This window comes from Aromatoleum sp. (assembly GCF_032027225.1).
Taxonomy (GTDB): Bacteria; Pseudomonadota; Gammaproteobacteria; order Burkholderiales; family Rhodocyclaceae; genus Aromatoleum.
The window spans coordinates 1-17,899 of sequence record NZ_JAVSMM010000026.1 but is presented as its reverse complement, the minus strand read 5'-3'; the positions used below and the strand labels follow the sequence as shown (position 1 = coordinate 17,899).

General features: G+C 65.3%; 14 protein-coding genes. 5 read left to right on the top strand and 9 right to left on the bottom strand.

What is annotated here, in order from left to right; all coding sequences use genetic code 11:
• Positions 1-5 precede the first annotated feature (5 nt).
• From ROZ37_RS20335 to scpA, 6 genes are all read right to left on the bottom strand, one after another.
• Positions 6-1,379 carry a lysine 2,3-aminomutase gene (locus tag ROZ37_RS20335; RefSeq protein ID WP_312662391.1) on the bottom strand — a complete coding sequence of 458 codons (1,374 nt, stop codon included), beginning with the start codon at positions 1,377-1,379 and terminating at the stop codon, positions 6-8.
• A gap of 556 nt (positions 1,380-1,935) precedes the next feature.
• On the bottom strand, positions 1,936-3,927 hold the full coding sequence (gene accC, locus ROZ37_RS20330; protein WP_312662389.1) for an acetyl-CoA carboxylase biotin carboxylase subunit: 1,992 nt from the start codon (positions 3,925-3,927) through the stop codon (positions 1,936-1,938).
• 21 nt (positions 3,928-3,948) lie between these two features.
• Complete coding sequence (locus tag ROZ37_RS20325) at positions 3,949-4,158, bottom strand: GDCCVxC domain-containing (seleno)protein (RefSeq protein WP_312662388.1); 210 nt, start codon at positions 4,156-4,158, stop codon at positions 3,949-3,951.
• 4 nt (positions 4,159-4,162) lie between these two features.
• A complete protein-coding gene (locus ROZ37_RS20320) occupies positions 4,163-5,695 on the bottom strand; it encodes an acyl-CoA carboxylase subunit beta (protein ID WP_312662387.1) in 1,533 nt (510 codons plus the stop codon).
• A 119-nt stretch (positions 5,696-5,814) separates the two neighbouring features.
• On the bottom strand, positions 5,815-6,831 hold the full coding sequence (gene meaB / locus ROZ37_RS20315) for a methylmalonyl Co-A mutase-associated GTPase MeaB (protein ID WP_312662386.1): 1,017 nt from the start codon (positions 6,829-6,831) through the stop codon (positions 5,815-5,817).
• Between the two features lie 209 nt (positions 6,832-7,040).
• Positions 7,041-9,203: a methylmalonyl-CoA mutase gene (scpA, locus tag ROZ37_RS20310; protein ID WP_312662385.1), complete on the bottom strand. Its 2,163-nt coding sequence runs from the start codon at positions 9,201-9,203 to the stop codon at positions 7,041-7,043.
• Positions 9,204-9,563: 360 nt separating this feature from the next.
• Between scpA and ROZ37_RS20305 the strand changes: the two genes are divergently transcribed.
• Complete coding sequence (locus ROZ37_RS20305) at positions 9,564-10,235, top strand: GntR family transcriptional regulator (RefSeq protein WP_312662384.1); 672 nt, start codon at positions 9,564-9,566, stop codon at positions 10,233-10,235.
• Between the two features lie 242 nt (positions 10,236-10,477).
• On the opposite strand, the gene fumC is transcribed toward ROZ37_RS20305, so the two are convergent.
• Entirely contained in the window at positions 10,478-11,878 is a 1,401-nt protein-coding gene (fumC, locus tag ROZ37_RS20300; protein WP_312662383.1) for a class II fumarate hydratase, read from the bottom strand.
• Between the two features lie 238 nt (positions 11,879-12,116).
• Between fumC and ROZ37_RS20295 the strand changes: the two genes are divergently transcribed.
• Positions 12,117-13,874, top strand: coding sequence for a histidine kinase (locus tag ROZ37_RS20295; RefSeq protein ID WP_312662382.1), 1,758 nt, complete (start codon positions 12,117-12,119; stop codon positions 13,872-13,874).
• Positions 13,858-14,511, top strand: coding sequence for a response regulator transcription factor (locus ROZ37_RS20290; RefSeq protein WP_312662380.1), 654 nt, complete (start codon positions 13,858-13,860; stop codon positions 14,509-14,511). Before ROZ37_RS20295 ends, ROZ37_RS20290 begins: the two co-directional genes overlap by 17 nt.
• Before the next feature lie 278 nt (positions 14,512-14,789).
• On the opposite strand, the gene ROZ37_RS20285 is transcribed toward ROZ37_RS20290, so the two are convergent.
• On the bottom strand, positions 14,790-15,626 hold the full coding sequence (locus tag ROZ37_RS20285) for a hypothetical protein (RefSeq protein WP_312662376.1): 837 nt from the start codon (positions 15,624-15,626) through the stop codon (positions 14,790-14,792).
• A 548-nt stretch (positions 15,627-16,174) separates the two neighbouring features.
• Between ROZ37_RS20285 and ROZ37_RS20280 the strand changes: the two genes are divergently transcribed.
• Entirely contained in the window at positions 16,175-16,579 is a 405-nt protein-coding gene (locus tag ROZ37_RS20280; RefSeq protein WP_312662374.1) for a response regulator transcription factor, read from the top strand.
• 227 nt (positions 16,580-16,806) lie between these two features.
• Positions 16,807-17,103, top strand: a complete 297-nt coding sequence (locus tag ROZ37_RS20275) for a hypothetical protein (RefSeq protein WP_312662372.1) — start codon at positions 16,807-16,809, stop codon at positions 17,101-17,103.
• A 609-nt stretch (positions 17,104-17,712) separates the two neighbouring features.
• On the opposite strand, the gene ROZ37_RS20270 is transcribed toward ROZ37_RS20275, so the two are convergent.
• On the bottom strand, positions 17,713-17,899 hold a 187-nt coding region (locus ROZ37_RS20270; RefSeq protein ID WP_312662371.1), incomplete at its 5' end, for a hypothetical protein.

The window sequence follows — 17,899 nt, the reverse complement described above, 5'->3', positions numbered from 1 at the left end:
CGATCTCAGCCGTCGCGCATCGCAGCGTACTCGTCCTCCCAGAACCACTTTTCGTCGCCGAAAGCCGGCTTCAGATGGTTGAGCCACGTCGCCTGCTCGTCGTACTTCGCGAAGAACGGCCGCTGTACCCAGTCGGGGTTGCGCCCCTGGATGAAGCGCAGCGCGATCACCTTCTCGCCGGCGACTTCGGTGACGCCCTGGATCTCGACCTTGCCCGGACTCGCGCTCATGCTCGGCCCGCGCGCGGTCCGTCCGAGCCCCGACACCCGCTGCATCGCCTCGCGGTAGATCTCCCACGCGCGCACGAGCGGGACTTCGAAATAGTTGCGCGCGCCGGTGTCGCGCTCAACGAACATGTAATACGGCACGATGCCCAGCCGCACCTGCGTCTGCCACAGCCGCGCCCAGACCTCCGGGTCGTCATTGATGTGCGCGATCAGCGGGCCCTGACCACGGATGACGACGCCCGTCGCGCGCACCCGCTTGATGGCCGCCTGCGCCGGGCCGGTTTCGAGCTCCTTCCAGTGGTTGTAGTGCGCCATCAGCGCGACGTGCTTGCCCGCGGCGACGAGGCGCTCGAGCAGCATCATCAGTTCCTCGGCATCCTCGGCCCCGAGGAAGCGGAACGGCCAGAAGCTCAGCGCCTTCGTGCCGATGCGGATGGTGCGGACATGTTCGAACTCGGGGGTGAGCAGCGGCTCGAGATATTCGCGCAGGTGCCGCGTCTTCATCACCATCGGGTCGCCGCCGGTGAATAGCACGTCGGTGACTTCCGTGTGCGCGCGCAGGTATGCGTGCAGCGTGCCGGCCTCGGACGACGCGATCTTCAGCTCCTTGTCGCCGACGAACTGCGCCCAGCGGAAGCAGAAGCTGCAATAGCTGTGGCAGGTCTGGCCCTGGCTCGGGAAGAACAGCACGGTCTCGCGGTACTTGTGCTGCATGCCTTCGAGACGGTTGCCGTGCTCGTCGCGCGGCATGTTCATTTCCATCTGGTCGGCCGGGTGCGGGTTCAGTTCGAGGCGGACGTCGGCGATGGCCGCGTCGACCGCGGCCTTGTCGGCACCATCGGCGAGCAGCGCGGCGACACGTTCGTAGTGCTCCGGCAACAGCATGCCGCGCTGCGGGAAGGTCAGCTGGAAGATCGGATCGTCCGGCACGCGGCTCCAATCGATCAGTTGGTCGATCACATACTGGTTGACGCGAAACGGCAGCACCGACGAGACGACTTTCATCTCAAAGCGTTGCTCGTCGGAGAGCTTCGCGAGCGGCGCGATCTGGTCGAGGTCGCGCTGCGTGTAGACCTTGAAAGGCTTCGGCACGAAGCGGGAGGCCGCATCGAGGATGAGCGGGCGGGTCAGCGGATGGACTTTGGCGTTCATCGTATTCTCCTGAATTGTCGTCCGAGCGGCGAGCGCGGTCCGGGGCAATGGACGCCCATCACGGGTTCCGCTCGAACTTCGGGTCGGTGACAGCGATTCGGATGTCGCGATGGAAACAAATGCGACGTGCTGCCAGTCAGGAGACCAACCGTGCGTCATGACGGTTGGCCGTTTGGAGGCCGTATATTATCTTACGAAGTCTATTGGCGCAAATGTATCTGCGCAAAATGCTGCGCGTGTCGCATCACGCGGGCGGCGTATTCGGCGAGATCCGTCCGGCGACCGGCACGCGCGGGACAGGTCGATAACCGCTGCGGCTGCGGGTCGTAACGAGCTCCAACACGCGTTTGCGCCTGGCGCGGCCCTTGGCCAAGTTCGGGACGAACGGACGTAGCTAATTTCGGGCTGATAACGGGACCGCAAGAGCCGCTCCCACGCGTGGGCCCCATCGCTGCCCCGTGCGCAGAAAAAAGGCCCGCTTTCGCGAGCCCCTTGCGTCGGAACGGGCGCATTGCACGCCCGTCCGACCGGCTGCCGGCCTTACCGGCTGCCGGCCTTACTCGAACTCGACGATCACCTCGTCGACCGCGAGGCTCGCGCCGGCGGTCGCCACGATCTTCTTGACCGTGCCGTCCTGTTCGGCCTTCAGGACGTTTTCCATCTTCATCGCCTCGATGACGGCGAGCTTTTCGCCCGCTTTCACTTCCTGGCCCACGGTGACCGCGATCTCGCGCAGCAGGCCAGGCATCGGCGACAGCAGGAAGCGCGACAGATCCGGCGGCAGCTTCGTCGGCATCAGCGACTGCAGCTCCGCCCAGCGTGCGCTCATCACCAGCAACGCCGCCTGCGTACCGTTGTGCGACAGGCGATAGCGCAGACCGACGCGCGCAACCTGGACCGTGAACGGCTTGCCGTTCAGGCTGCCGTTCATCAGCGCCTCGCCGAACTGCCAGTCGGTGCGAAGCGCGAAGGTTTCGCCGGCGAGCTTCACGTCATAGCCGCCGTTGGCCGGCAGCACCTCGACGAGGCTGCGCTCGTCGCCACGGATCACCGTGTAGTCGTCATCGACGATACGCTCGTGCCCCGGCATCTGGCCGGAGATCTGCGAGTCGCGGTCTTCGAAGCTGCGGTGCAGCGCCGCGGCGACCGCGATGAAGAGCGCCGGGTCGTCGTGCGGCACCATCGACGCGTCGAAACCCTTCGGGTACTCGTCGGCGATGAAGCCGGTGTTGAAGTTGCCGGAGGCGAAGCGCGGATGCTGCATCAGCGCGGCTTGGAACGGGATGTTCGAGTTGATGCCGCGGATCACGAACGCGTTGAGCGCCTCGCGCATCCGCTCGATCGCCTGGTCGCGAGTCGCGCCGTGCGTGATCAGCTTCGCGATCATCGAGTCGTAATACATCGAGATCTCGCCGCCTTCATAGACGCCGGTGTCGACACGCACCTGCCCCGGCACTTCGGCGGGCGGCTGGAACTTCACGAGCCGGCCGGTCGACGGCAGGAAGCCGCGGAACGGGTCTTCGGCGTTGATGCGGCACTCCATCGACCAACCGTTGATCTTGACGTCGGCCTGCGCGATCGGCAGCTTCTCCCCGTACGCGATGCGGATCATCTGCTCGACGAGGTCGAGCCCGGTGATGAGTTCGGTAACGGGGTGCTCGACCTGCAGGCGGGTGTTCATCTCGAGGAAGTAGAACTCCTTCGTCGCGCCGCTGACGACGAACTCGACCGTGCCGGCCGACTCGTAGTTCACCGCACGGGCGAGTGCGACCGCCTGTTCGCCCATCGCCTTGCGCGTTGCCGCGTCGAGGAAGGGGCTCGGCGCCTCCTCGATGACCTTCTGGTGACGCCGCTGGATCGAGCACTCGCGCTCGTTCAAGTACACGTAGTTGCCGTGCGAATCGCCCAGCACCTGAATTTCGATGTGGCGCGGTTCGAGCACGTACTTCTCGATGAAGACGCGATCGTCGCCGAAGGAGTTGCGTGCCTCGTTGACGCACGACGAGAAGCCTTCGAACGCTTCCTGGTCGTTGTACGCGACGCGCAGCCCCTTGCCGCCACCGCCGGCCGAGGCCTTGATCATCACCGGATAGCCGATCTTCTTCGCGATCTCGACCGCCTCTTCCGGCCCCGCGATCGCGTCGTTGTAGCCGGGAATGGTGTTCACCCCGGCTTCGATCGCGAGCTTCTTCGACTCGATCTTGTCGCCCATCTTCGCGACCGAATAGTGCTTCGGCCCGATGAACTTGATGCCTTCTTCTTCGAGGCGACGCGAGAACTCGGCGTTCTCCGACAGGAAGCCGTAGCCCGGATGCACGGCTTCGGCGCCGGTCTGCTTGCATGCGGCGATGATCTTGTCCATCACCAGGTACGATTCCTTCGACGCCGCCGGCCCGATGCAGACGGCCTCGTCGGCGAGGTCGACGTGCCGCGCTTCCTTGTCGGCTTCGGAATACACGGCGACGGTCTGAATGCCCATCTGGCGGGCGGTCTTGATCACCCGGCAGGCGATTTCACCGCGGTTTGCGATCAGTATCTTTTTGAACATGAACAAATTCCTAATTTGGCTTCAGCAACCGCACGGCCGCCGAAGCTGAATCGGCGGACACGGCACGCTGCCGTATGAACAGAACACGCAGCAGTCGCCGGGCAGCGGCTTCAGCAAGGTGCCGCACCCCTCGCACTCGTAGAAGTACTGGCACGCATCGGTCGGCATCCGCTCGGACTTGCGATGACCGCAGCGCGGGCACGTAAGGACCGAGTCGAGGATCGGTCGCATGCGATCAGAGCGGGATGTTCCCGTGCTTGCGCCACGGATTGTCGAGTTGCTTGTCGCGCAGCATCGCCAGCGAGCGGCAGATCCGCTTGCGCGTGTTGTGCGGCATGATCACGTCGTCGATGAAGCCGCGGTGGGCGGCAACGAAGGGGTTCGCGAACTTCTCCTTGTATTCGGCTTCGCGCGCGGCGATCTTCTCGGGGTCGTTCTTCTCGTCGCGGAAGATGATCTCGACCGCGCCCTTCGGGCCCATCACCGCGATTTCGGCCGAGGGCCACGCGAGGTTCACGTCGCCGCGCAGGTGCTTGGACGACATGACGTCGTAGGCGCCGCCGTAGGCCTTGCGGGTGATCACGGTGACTTTCGGCACGGTGCATTCGGCGTACGCGTAGAGCAGCTTCGCGCCGTGCTTGATGATGCCGCCGTATTCCTGGCTGGTGCCCGGCATGAAACCCGGCACGTCGACGAAGGTCACGACCGGGATATTGAACGCGTCGCAGAAGCGCACGAAGCGCGCCGCCTTGATCGAGCTCTTGATGTCGAGGCAGCCGGCGAGCACCAGCGGCTGGTTGGCGACGATGCCCACCGTCTGGCCTTCCATGCGGCCGAAGCCGATCAGGATGTTCTTCGCGTAGTCGGGCTGCAGCTCGAAGAAATCGCCCTCATCGACGACCTTCGTGATCAGCTCCTTCATGTCGTACGGCTGGTTCGCGTTCGCCGGCACCAGCGTGTCGAGCGACTCGTCGAGCCGGTCCGCGGGATCGAGCGTCGGCTTGACCGGCGGCTTCTCGCGGTTCGACAGCGGCAGGAAGTCGATGAAGTGGCGCAACATCGCGAGCGCTTCGACGTCGTCCTCGAACGCGAGGTCGGCGACGCCGGACTTCGTCGTGTGCGTGATTGCGCCGCCGAGCTCCTCGGCGGTCACTTCCTCGTGCGTGACGGTCTTCACGACTTCCGGGCCGGTCACGAACATGTAGGACGAATCCTTCACCATGAAGATGAAGTCGGTCATCGACGGCGAGTACACCGCGCCGCCCGCGCACGGGCCCATGATCATCGAGATCTGCGGAACGACGCCCGACGCGATGACGTTGCGCTGGAAGACGTCGGCGTAGCCACCGAGCGAATCGACACCTTCCTGGATGCGCGCGCCGCCCGAGTCATTCAGGCCGATCACCGGCGCGCCGACCTTCAGCGCATGGTCCATCACCTTGCAGATCTTCTGCGCGTGCGTCTCCGACAGCGAGCCGCCGAACACCGTGAAGTCCTGCGAGAACACGAACACCAGCCGACCATTGACCGTGCCGTAGCCGGTGACGACGCCGTCGCCCGGAACGGTTTCCGCGCCCATGCCGAAGTCGGTGCAGCGGTGCTCCTTGTACATGTCCCACTCTTCGAAGGAGCCCTCGTCGAGCAACAGTTCGATGCGCTCGCGCGCCGTGAGCTTGCCCTTCGCATGCTGGGCGTCGATGCGGCGCTGGCCGCCGCCGAGACGGGCCTTCGCGCGCTTTTCGTCCAGCTGGCGGATGATGTTGTGCATTGAAAAACCTCCTTGTTGATCCCGCCGCGCGTGCGAAGCATCCCGGCAGTGGAAATGGGTCCGGCTAGTCGAAATGGCCGGGGCGCACCGCTGCGCGTCCCGGCACGGTTGAATCGAGTTCAGTTCAAATGGGCGAGCAAGCGGGCGGCGGCGGCGGCCGGCGTCGTCACGCCCTGCTCGACCGCGGCCTGCAGCGGCGCGAGCTCGGCGCGCACCCGGGGGTTGTCGCGGAAACGGCTGCGCAGCCCGCTGTCGATCATCTCCCACATCCACGCCAACGCCTGATGACGGCGTTTCGCGTCGAATTCGCCGGTCGGCTTCAGCACGTCGCGATAACGCTTCACCTCGGCCCAGAAGTCCGCAATGCCCTGCTTCTGCAGCGCCGACAAGGTCATCACCGGCGGCGTCCAGTGCGGCGACGCGTGATGGAACATCATCAGCGCGCTCTTCATCTGCGACTGCGCCCGCTGCGCCGCGCGCGCATCGATGTCGGCCTTGTTGATGACGATCAGATCGGCGATCTCCATGATCCCCTTCTTGATCGCCTGCAGATCGTCGCCGGCGTTCGGCAGTTGCAGCAGGCAGAAGATGTCGGTCATGCCGGCCACCGCGGTCTCGGACTGGCCGACGCCGACGGTCTCGACGATGACGACGTCGAAGCCCGCGGCCTCGCAGACGAGCATCGTCTCACGCGTCTTCGCGGCGACCCCGCCGAGCGATCCCGCCGACGGGCTCGGACGGATGAAGGCCGCGGTGTTCTGCGACAGCATCTCCATCCGCGTCTTGTCGCCGAGGATCGAGCCGCCCGTCACCGTCGACGACGGATCGACCGCGAGCACCGCGACGCGGTGTCCCTGTTCGATCAGGTACAGGCCGAGCGCCTCGATGAAGGTCGATTTTCCGACGCCGGGCACGCCCGAAATGCCGACCCGCATCGCATTGCCGGTCGCCGGCAGCAGCGCCTGGATGACGTGCTGCGCGCGCACCTGGTGGTCATCGCGCGTTGATTCGATCAGCGTGATCGTCTTCGCGAGCGGCCGCAATTGGCCGGCGAGCACGCCGTCGACGAGGGCGCGGTCGACGGCGTCGAGTTCGGGCGCGGATTCCCGCTGGCGTTCAGGTCGATTCATCGGCATCGAAACGTCGATTGCGTGGCTCGCAAAGAAATTCGTAGGACGGATAAGCCAAAGGCGCAATCCGCCGCATGTTCATGCATCCGTAACGATCGCAGCCGTCGGCGGAAGGCAGCCTTTTGGCTACGCCGAAACATCGGCCACCCTCTGGCGGCCTCGTTTTCCGCCCTGCGTCAATCGACAGCGGGTCCGGACCTGTTCGTCGTCGCTCCTTACGCCGCCTTCGCCGCGCGGATCTGCTTGAGCACTTCGCGCGCCGCGTTCTGGATCGGCGTCCCCGGTCCGAAAATGCCCTTCGCGCCGGCCGCATATAGCGCATCGTAGTCCTGCGCCGGGATCACGCCACCGACGAAAACGACGATGTCGTCGGCCCCGAGCTTCTTCAGGCCGTCGATGATTTGCGGCACGAGTGTCTTGTGGCCGGCGGCGAGGCTCGAGCAACCGATCGCGTGGACGTCGTTCTCGACCGCGTGGCGCGCCGCCTCTTCCGGCGTCTGGAAGAGCGGGCCGATGTCGATGTCGAAGCCGAGGTCGGCGAACGCCGACGCGACGACTTTGGCGCCGCGGTCGTGGCCGTCCTGGCCGAGCTTCGCGACCATTACGCGCGGACGGCGGCCTTCTTCGGCGACGAAGGCGTCGATGTCGGCCTTCAGCGCCTTCCAGTCCGCGTCGTTCTCGACGACGGCGCCGTACACCCCCGACACCGCCTGCGGGTTCGCGCGGAAGCGGCCGAACACCTTCTCGAGCGCATCCGACACTTCGCCGACCGTCGCGCGCAGGCGCACCGCCTGCACCGACAGGTCGAGCAGATTGCCTTCGCCCGTCTCGGCGCACTTCGTCAGCGCGTCGAGCGCCGCCTGCACCGCGGCCGCGTCACGCGTCGAACGGATCTTGTTCAACCGCGCGATCTGGGCTTCCCGCACCGCGTGGTTGTCGATGTCGAGGATCTCGATCGGGTCTTCCTTCGCGAGCTTGTACTTGTTCACGCCGACGATGACGTCCTTGCCCGAGTCGATACGCGCCTGCTTCTCGGCCGCGCATTCCTCGACCTTCATCTTCGCCCAGCCCGACTCGACGGCCTTGGTCATGCCGCCCATCGCCTCGATTTCCTCGATCAGCGCCCATGCCTGGTCGGCCATGTCCTGCGTGAGCTTCTCCATCATGTAGGAGCCCGCCCACGGATCGACGACGTTACAGATGTGCGTCTCTTCCTGGATGATGATCTGCGTGTTGCGCGCGATGCGGGCCGAGAACTCGGTCGGCAGCGCGATCGCCTCGTCGAGCGCGTTGGTGTGCAGCGACTGCGTGCCGCCGAACACCGCGGCCATCGCCTCGATCGTCGTGCGCACGACGTTGTTGTACGGGTCCTGCTCGGTCAGCGACCAGCCCGACGTCTGCGAGTGCGTGCGCAGCATCATCGACTTCGCGCTCTTCGGCTCGAACTGCTTCATGATCCGCCACCACAGCAGACGCGCGGCGCGCATCTTCGCGATCTCGAGATAGAAGTTCATCCCGACCGCCCAGAAGAACGACAGCCGCCCGGCGAAGGTATCGACGTCCATCCCCGACGCGATGCCGGTGCGCACGTATTCCATGCCGTCGGCGAGCGTGAACGCGAGCTCGATCGCCTGGTTCGCGCCGGCTTCCTGGATGTGGTAGCCGGAGATCGAGATGCTGTTGAACTTCGGCATGTGCGCCGACGTGTACTGGAAGATGTCCGCGATGATCTTCATCGACGGCGTCGGCGGATAGATGTAGGTGTTGCGGACCATGAACTCCTTGAGGATGTCGTTCTGGATGGTCCCGGACAGCTTGTCCTGGCTGACGCCCTGCTCCTCGGCCGCGACGATGTAGCCGGCGAGGATCGGCAGCACCGCGCCGTTCATCGTCATCGACACCGACACCTTGTCCAGGGGGATGCTGTCGAAGAGGATCTTCATGTCCTCGACGGAGTCGATCGCGACGCCCGCCTTGCCGACATCGCCCGTCACGCGCGGGTGGTCGGAGTCGTAGCCGCGGTGGGTCGCGAGATCGAACGCGACCGACACGCCCTGGCCGCCGGCCGCGAGCGCCTTGCGGTAGAACGCGTTCGACGCCTCGGCGGTCGAGAAGCCGGCGTACTGGCGAATCGTCCACGGCTTGACCGCGTACATCGTCGGCTGCGGGCCGCGCAGGAAGGGCTCGAAGCCGGGCAGCGTGTCGGCGTGCTGCAGATCCGCGACGTCCGCCTTCGTATACAGCGGCTTCACCGCGATCCCTTCCGGGGTGTTCCAGTTCAGCTTCTCGACATCGCCTCCGGGCGCGTGCTTCGCCGCGGCCTTCTTCCAGGCGTCCAAATCCGGCTGGGGGTACGCCGGCATCTTGGCGTTCGACATGACAAACCCTCTCTGATCCATGAGCCGCAGCAGCGGCAAAACGATGTTCGGTCGCACCCGGAGCCGTAGCCGCCGCTGCCCCGGAACGATGGTTGAAACCTGTTCGAAAAACACTCTCTGCGACGACGAGGCCGCCCGTAGCAATCGCCACGGACGGCCGCCGGCGCTCCGACGCACGACGCGGCGCCCTCTCCACCGTCGCCGGCCCGAATGCTTCCCGGACCCGCGACCTCCCTTCCGCACCGCGCACCGGAAGTTGACTTGTTGCAGCGAGGGAATAATACTTTATCCATAATTATGGACGCAACTCCGAGCGACAGTCGCGTCGGACGAGCGGCTCCGTTCAACTCGAAACCGCCCATGACACCCACCCGTATCGCCCCGCTCGCCCTCTACCAGGAGGTCGCAGAGAGGTTGCGCGAGCGCATCTTCTCGCACGAACTTCCCCCCGGAAGCTGGGTGGACGAGCAGGCCCTCGCCGACGACTACGGCATCTCGCGGACCCCGCTGCGCGAAGCGCTGAAAGTCCTCGCCGCCGAAGGACTCGTCACGCTGAAGCCGCGGCGTGGCTGCTACGTCACCGAGATTTCCGAGCGCGACCTCGACGAAATCTTCAACGTCATGGCGCTGCTCGAAGGCCAGTGCGCGAAGCTGAGCGCCCGCAAGGCCACCGACGCCGACCTCCAGCGGCTGCGCGAGGTTCACGGGAAACTCGAGAAGGCGGCGGCCGACGACGACATGAACGGCTTTTTCGAAGCCAACCAGGCGTTTCACTACGTGCTCCAGGAGATCGCCGACAATCGCTGGCTGCTACAGGTGATCGAGGACCTGCGCAAGGTGATCAAGCTGTCCCGTCAGCACTCGCTGTTCAGTGAAGGCCGCCTCGAGCAGTCGCTCGCCGAACACCGCGAACTCCTCGCCGCCCTCGCCGCGCGCGACGAGGAACGCGCCGAACTCCTGATGCGGGCGCACATCAACAGTGGACGCGCCGCGTTGGCAAGAATCGCAAAGGCGAAGAGCAGGACCGCCTGAAACCGCATTCTCGCGGGCCCGTCGCGCCGCATCGGTTTTCGGCTGCCCTCACCCTCGTTCAGAAAAACCGATCGAGCTCCGGTAGGCCGGACGAGCAAAGCGATGTCCGACGTTCCACGGCTTCCGAAACGTTTCGCCTCGGCCGTCGCCTGTGGCTCCGACCGACCTACCACAGACCGGCACCGCTCGCGTAATTCGGACTGATCGAAGCGCTGTCCCGCATCGCCCGCTTCACATCCACCTTACGTTCCCGGCCGCGTCATCGCCTCCGGGTTCACCCACAGCTCGAACTCGTCGGCGCTGACATAGCCGGACGCCAGCGCGGCTTCGCGCAGCGACAGGCCTTCCTTGTGCGCCTTCTTCGCGATCTCGGCCGCGTGGTCGTAGCCGATGTGGCGGTTCAGCGCAGTCACCAGCATGAGGTTCTTCTCGAGGTTCTCGCGGATGCGCGGCAGGTTCGGCAGGAGTCCGCGCGCGCAATGGGCCTCGAATGCGTCGCAGGCATCGGCGAGGAGCGCGATGCTCTCCAGCACGTTGTGCGCCATCACGGGTTTGTACACGTTCAGCTGGAAGTTGCCCTGCGTACCGGCGAATGCGACCGCGGTGTCGTTGCCGAACACCTGCACGCAGACCATCGTCAGCGCCTCGCACTGCGTGGGGTTCACCTTGCCGGGCATGATCGACGAGCCCGGCTCGTTCTCGGGGATCGTCAGTTCGCCGATACCGCAGCGCGGGCCGCTCGCGAGCCAGCGCACGTCGTTCGCCATCTTCATCAACCCGCCCGCCAGTGTGCGCATCGCGGCGGAAGCCTGCACCAGCGCGTCGTGCGCGGCGAGCGCGAAGAAGCGGTCGGGCGCGCTGCGGAAAGGCTGTCCGGTGAGCGCGGAGATCCGTTCCGCCGCGCGGTCGCCGAAACGCGCGTGCGCATTCAGCCCGGTGCCGACGGCGGTGCCGCCGATCGCGAGATCGAATAGCCCGGGCAGGCTCGCCTCGACCGCCGCGACGCCGAAGTCGATCTGCGCGACCCAGGCGCCGATCTCCTGACCGAGCGTCACCGGCGTCGCGTCCTGCAGATGGGTACGGCCGGTCTTGACGACGTCGGCGAACGCCTTCGCCTTGTCCGCGAGCGTGCCGCGCAGTCGCCCGACCGCGGGCAACAGCCGGCGCTGCAACTCGCCGACGACGGCGATGTGCATCGCGGTCGGGAAGGTGTCGTTCGACGACTGGCCGCGATTGACGTGATCGTTCGGATGCACCGGCCGCTTCGACCCGAGCTCGCCGCCCGCGAGCTCGATTGCGCGGTTCGCGATCACCTCGTTCGCGTTCATGTTCGACTGCGTGCCCGAGCCGGTCTGGAACACGACGAGCGGGAAATGCGCGTCGAGACTGCCGTCGATCACTTCGTCCGCTGCGCGCTCGATCAACTCGGCGATTTCGACCGGCAGCTCTCCCAGCTCGGCATTCGCCTGCGCGGCCGCCTTCTTCAGGATGCCGAGGGCACGGATCATCGGCCGCCCCCAGCGGAACCGCTCGACGCCGATCGGGAAGTTCGCGACGGATCGTTCGGTCTGCGCGCCCCAGTAACGGTCGGCGGCGACCTCGACCGGGCCCATCGAATCGGTTTCGGTACGCGTCGCGCTCATCGCCATCTCCTCGGTCCGGACACGACGCGTTTGACGGCGCGTTTCCGGCAGGATTCCCGGCATGCGCATTAGTAACCGGATTGTGCGAAATGTAACTTTGTGCCAATGCAGCATTGAGGCTAAGATGAAGACCACATAGCACGATCGGTTTAAAAAAGCCGGCATCCGCAGCGAGTACGTGGCCAACACGCGGTCTACGAGCAGCAAACTCGCGCCCATCAGGGAGGAATTCACGGAGATGAATCGAAACGTCGACGCGCGTTACATGTCTCGACCGGAGCGCGCGCGCACCCCGATCGACGGCAGCGGAGACCTGCGTCGCGTTCTCGCGAACTTCCGCGTTCTCGTCGCCCTCCTCGCGCTGGCCGAAGCCGCGTCCCGCCCGCTTTCTTCCGTTCCGCTGGTCATCGGCGCAGCGCTCTTATACGCCACGTACGCGGTGGGCCTGTGGGCGATGGAGCTCGCGAACCGTCCCGTCGCACGCGGCCGGATGCCGATCTGGGGCGACGTCGCGGCAATCCTGATCCTCGCCGCCCTCGCCGGACCGCAGGCGAACCTCTTCGTGCTGCTGCTGTTCTTCCCGGTGCTGCTCGCCGCGCTGATGTACGGCTTCGTCGCCGGCGTCAAGGTTTCGATCGTCGCGTCCCTCGCCGCGGGCGGGCTCGCGCTGATTCGCGGCGAGCCGTTCGACGCCCTGTCCCACCCCGCGATCCTGCATCCGCTGGCCCTCCTGCTGATCGGCCCGCTGGTCGCGGGGCTAGCACGCGCGGGCACGCGGCGCGGCGAGCAGCACGCAATCGTCGAACGACTTCTCGAGCAGGCCGACCCGCGGCTCGGCGTCAGGCGCATCGCCGAGATCCTGCTGCAGTCGCTGGCCCGGCATCACGACGCCGAACTCGGGGTGCTCCTCGTCTGGCTTGCGGATGGCGAACCTCGCGTATTCCGCTGCGACGCCGCGGGGCGCGTGCGCGAGCTGTCGGGAGCACTCGGCACGACGCTCCGCGACGCGCTCGCGAACCTGCCGCCGGACACCGCGAGCGTGCACCACGTCGCGCACCTCTTCGGCCGCTTTCCCGTCCGCTATCGGAGCGGCTTCGATGTCCGCAAACAGCAGCCGACGAACGCCGGCCGGCAGGCCATGCAGGAGCTCGCGGAGGCCTTCGACGCACGCTCGCTCGTCGCGGTGCCGCTATGCCGCCGCTCGCCGCATCCGTGCCGGCTCGTGTTCGAATCCGGCCGGCGGCGCTTCGGCCCGCGCAGCGCCGAAGTGCTCGCAGGCGTCATGGAGCAGCTCGGCCCGGTGATCGAGAACGCGGCGCTCCTCGAACGCCTCGCCGACGAAGCCGTCGCGACCGAGCGCGCACGGATCGGCCGCGATCTCCACGACAGCGCGGTCCAGCCCTACCTGGGGTTGAAATACGGCATCGAAGCGCTCGCCCGCAAGGCCGCGCCGGACAATCCCCTATATCGTGACATTCACGCGCTGCAGGCGGTCGCGGTCGCCGAACTGCACCAACTGCGCGAACTCGTCAGCGGGATGCGCTGCGACGGCGGCGGCGCCGACAACGCACTCGTTCCCGCGCTGCGTCGCCAGGCACGGCGCTTTGGTGAACTTTTCGGCCTCGACGTCACGGTGCATTGCGACGACGAACTGCACGTCGGCCGGCGGCTCGCGGCGGAAATCTACCCGATGGTAAGTGAGGCGCTGACCAACATCCGTCGCCACACCGCCGCGACGCATGCCGACATCTGCGTCGGCGAATGCGGCGCGCAATACGTGCTCCACTTCACGAACAGCCACGACCCGTTGGCGCCGCCCGCGCCCTTCGTCCCCCGCTCGATCGTCGAGCGCGCGGAATCGATAGGCGGGTGTGCGGTAGTCGACCTGTGCACCCCGGGGGTCACTGATCTAATGATCGCCATCCCCAGGACGCCGAGAGAATCGGACCATGATAATAACGACCGAAAGCCCGATCAGAGTGTTTCTTGTCGATGACCACCGCACGATGCTGTGGGGCATCGAGCGGCTGATCGAAAGCGCCGGCGACCGCATGCAGCTGCTCGGCAGCGCCACCAGCATCGAGGAACTGCTCGAGTCCCCCGACAGCCGCGACGCCGACGTCCTCGTGCTCGACCTCGACCTCGGCGGCACCGATTCGAGCACGTCGCTCGCGACCCTGCAGCGGACACTGCGCGCCCGCATCCTCGTGCTCACCGGCGCCCGCGACGCCGACGCGCACCGTCGCGCGGTACTCGCCGGCGCGCGCGGCGTCGTCAAGAAGGAAGAGGCCGTCGACGTGCTGCTGCGCGCGATCGAAAAAGTCCACGAGGGCGACGTCTGGGTGAACCGCGCGCTGATCGGCGACATCATGGACATGCTCAAGGGCGGGCATCCGCCCGTGGACGAGCACACCGCGAAGATCTCGAGCCTGACGCCGAAGGAACTCGAAGTCATCGCGTCGGTGGTCCGCCACAAGGGCGCGAAGAGTCTGGTCCTCGCCGAGAGCCTCGGCATCAGCGAACACACGCTGCGCAACCACCTCACGGTGATCTACCACAAGCTCGAACTGCGCGGCCGGCTCGAACTGTACGTGTACGCGAAGGAACACGGGATCGGGCCGGCGAAGTCCTGACGGACGTGCATTCCGAAGGGCAGCCTACGCAAGCCGCACAAGTTTGATTTCAGCCCACGTGCTCCGGGGGCGAGTCCATCAAAGGGCAGGCGCGCGCTCGCGGCCGTAATCGTCCACTTTCAAGCCGTGAAGCTCCATCGTTTCGTCCGGCTGGCGTTCCATCCCGCGCTCCGGCGACAGCAACGCCGATTGTTCGATTCACAAGGGGAAAGCGCCCTTCCCTCGCAAGGCATTCCGCCTGCGACGCAAACGCCCGCCTTCCCAGTCGAAACGAACACTCAGTAAGAGAAGGACGACTTCCGCCAGTCCGGGTTGATACGCCGCATTCCCCGCGCAACCAGTTCTCTGCGGCTGTTCTCGACTTCCGCCTCGTCAGGCGGCGCGAGTGACGCTCGACCGGAAGATGCGCTCTGCGACTGCTCGGAACATTCCGATTTCCGCTTTCCACCCCAGCGCACGAAGAGGTCCGCATCGGCATCGGGCACGTAATAGATGTCGCTTCGACGCATGACGAACCGGTTGTTCTCGGCAATAGTCGTCGTAACAAGGATTTCTGTCCGCGTCGGTTGTGATTCACGTCCCAGCCACCAGTCGGCAAATGCACCGGCTCCCAGCGCCGCAGCGCCGGACTGAGCGGTGTCAAGATGGACCTCCGAAAGACGGCGCAAGACGATGACGCCGGCGGCGAGCCAAGTGAATCGGCGCGGCTCGTAGTCCGGAAAGTCCAACCCGTGGTTCACCACCTGGGTGTCGTACGTGACTTGGATCTGTGCTCCGTCTGCAGCAAAGCCCGCTTTCTTCGGCGGCTCAGCCTTGCAGACGTCGACGTCTGCTCCACTGGCAACAAACCGGGTGATGAGAAATTCACGGAAGGCCCGATTAAAAGCCGAATGCCGCTCGGGTGCCGAAACATAAAGCGGCCTCTTCTGGAGGCTCTCGTTGTCCTCGATCGCGTTCATCGTCTGCTCGACCACGTCATCCGCGACGACATCCCAGTGATGCGCGGTACGCGCGACCTTCTGGTGAGAAAGCGCGAAATTCTCTGCGACCGGGACCGGCGACGCGCAGCCGACGGTCAGCGCCGCCGGGATCAGAAGGGCGAAAACCCGTTTCATTTATTGTTCTCCGTGCCTGTATGCGGGAAACGCGCCCGCATATTTCAGGCGCGTAGACAATGACAGACGCGAACGTACCGCCGCCGCGCGGCGCGGACCATGGTCAAAACCGCGCGGCGGCACGTGACAATGGTCATGGGACCGGAGCGGCCGAATTCCTCTCCCGCACCCGGCACGAACGACCAATTAGCGCCCATCTCCTCGAATCCGGGCGAAAAGCCCCTCCATTCCCGACTGCCCCGTGGTCGAATTGTCATAGCCGCAGCGGGCGTCTTCTCCGGGCTCACGCTGCCCCGCCGACGAATCGCCTCCCCCCGACCGGGATTTCCGGGTTCCGTTTTACCGACCTCGAAGCGGCGTGCCACGGGCGGCGGCGTCGCGTGTGCGCAATGATCGCATCCACGTTCTGAACCTGCCGACACGCCGTCGGCGCCGCCTCACCGGTCGGGTTGTCACGTCCGCTTCGGGCATGTTCTCCCATGGGCAGGCTAATGGGACCCCGGTATCTTTGGCTCATCGCGGCCGGCGCCGCATTGGGAGCACGTGACTTGTCGAGCGTTTCGGTTTCACCGATCGGGATCCTGCTCGTCGACGACCATCGCGCGATCCTCTCCGGCGTCGCCGCGCTCGTCGGCAGCGAAGCGCCCCGCATGCACGTCGTCGGCCAGGCCCGCTGCAGCTCGGATGCGCTCGTGATTGCGCGCACCGCCCGCCCGAACGTCATCGTCCTCGACGCCCAACTCGGGGACGACGACGGCCTCGACCTGATTTCCGCGCTCCGCACCTTCTGCGACGCCGCAATCGTCGTGTTCACCTGCGCGACCGACCCGCGCGTGCGTCTCCGCGCGCTGCGGCTCGGCGCGGCGGGTTTCGTTTCAAAGACCGCTCCCGGCGCCGAGTTGATCGCCGCGATCGACGCCGCCGCGCTCCGGCCGACACGACGCGAGGCGTGACAATTGTCACGGGTCGCACCAGTCGAACCCGATCAGCCCCATTAGGCGCATCAGCCGATGCCGCCGACGTACGGCGGACGCAACATGAAGTCCGTTGCCACGCAATTCGTTACAGCTCCACGAAACGTTCCGCGTCGCCAACACCACCGGTCGAAGCCGCGCCCGTTCGAGCAACCAAATTCGCTCGAACGACGCCCGCCACAAGAACGACGGAAGGAGATACCCCGATGCCCCCAATCAAACGCTCGCGCCTGTCGCAATCCCTCAAATCGACGTTCGCCGCGCTGCTGTCGGTCGTGCTGCTGCTGATCGCGATCTCGCACCTCGCAACCTACGCCGAGACCGGCATCACCGCCGTGCTGCTGTTCGCCCTCGCCGAGATCGTCATCGCGGTGCTGTTCCTGCTGCGTGTACCGTTCGGCCGGCGCCCGGTGGAAAACGACGATTTCGATTGCGCCGAAATGGCGGGGTGGGAATCGACGGGGTCGGTGCGGGAGACGTGCGGGACGTATTTGCGCTGCTGAGTGGTGGATTGCAACGGTTATTGAATTCGGCAAACGAATACGACGGTTCGCGCTGAACAAGCATTCGTCCAAAACAGCCGTTCGACCTGAATACCGTTCGGCCGGCCGAATGGCCGTTGGACGGAACATCCGATCGCCCGAGTAGCCGTTCGCCCTGAGCCTGTCGAAGGGCGGTGGCAGTGGCGACAACAAACTGTCCTGAGCGAAGTTGAAGGGCGGGACTCGAACGGTATTTGTGGCCGAGACAATGATTCGTCGAATGCGGAAGAAGGAGCGGTTTCACGCACACGAAATCCATAGGCGGTCGTGATCCCAGCGATCTTCGAACGGCAACGTCGCGCTAACTCGTCGAAAAAGGGACCCTCCTTTCGTGTCTTCGATTTCCGAAACCCGCTCCGTCGCCTTTCGATTCGGCTTCCAACTCCGCACGCTCTGCTGATTCCAGCCGCCCGACGAATGCTGCTATGGAGCGCATTTGGCATTTCGCATCCAGCCCCCGAGATTTTCATCGCGTGTGTGCAATTTGGTTGGAAGTACGATCGTCGCGGATTCCCACGGTCGCTTTATCGCCACATGACAATTGTCACGGAGTGCAACCCCCACATCCGACTAGCTCGAACGGGCACAAATGCGGATGCAGCGAGAACTGATCCTCCCTAACAGGGTGTTGAAAATTCCGCCTTCACCTTCGGTTTCCGGCCGCCTGGAAAAAAATCGATGCTGAAAAGATCCGACCTGAGCCGCCCTGATGACGATTCCAGCTGCTTTTTCAGCCGATTGTGCAACGGCAATTGGG

Excerpts from the sequence above, each read along its gene's own strand:
- ROZ37_RS20335 (WP_312662391.1), bottom strand. The coding sequence starts at position 1,379 with ATGAACGCCAAAGTCCATCCGCTGACCCGCCCGCTCATCCTCGATGCG.
- ROZ37_RS20305 (WP_312662384.1), top strand. The coding sequence starts at position 9,564 with ATGACACCCACCCGTATCGCCCCGCTCGCCCTCTACCAGGAGGTCGCA.
- meaB (WP_312662386.1), bottom strand. The coding sequence starts at position 6,831 with ATGCCGATGAATCGACCTGAACGCCAGCGGGAATCCGCGCCCGAACTC.
- ROZ37_RS20295 (WP_312662382.1), top strand. The coding sequence starts at position 12,117 with ATGAATCGAAACGTCGACGCGCGTTACATGTCTCGACCGGAGCGCGCG.
- scpA (WP_312662385.1), bottom strand. The coding sequence starts at position 9,203 with ATGTCGAACGCCAAGATGCCGGCGTACCCCCAGCCGGATTTGGACGCC.
- ROZ37_RS20285 (WP_312662376.1), bottom strand. The coding sequence starts at position 15,626 with ATGAAACGGGTTTTCGCCCTTCTGATCCCGGCGGCGCTGACCGTCGGC.
- ROZ37_RS20275 (WP_312662372.1), top strand. The coding sequence starts at position 16,807 with ATGCCCCCAATCAAACGCTCGCGCCTGTCGCAATCCCTCAAATCGACG.
- fumC (WP_312662383.1), bottom strand. The coding sequence starts at position 11,878 with ATGAGCGCGACGCGTACCGAAACCGATTCGATGGGCCCGGTCGAGGTC.
- ROZ37_RS20320 (WP_312662387.1), bottom strand. The coding sequence starts at position 5,695 with ATGCACAACATCATCCGCCAGCTGGACGAAAAGCGCGCGAAGGCCCGT.
- accC (WP_312662389.1), bottom strand. The coding sequence starts at position 3,927 with ATGTTCAAAAAGATACTGATCGCAAACCGCGGTGAAATCGCCTGCCGG.
- ROZ37_RS20325 (WP_312662388.1), bottom strand. The coding sequence starts at position 4,158 with ATGCGACCGATCCTCGACTCGGTCCTTACGTGCCCGCGCTGCGGTCAT.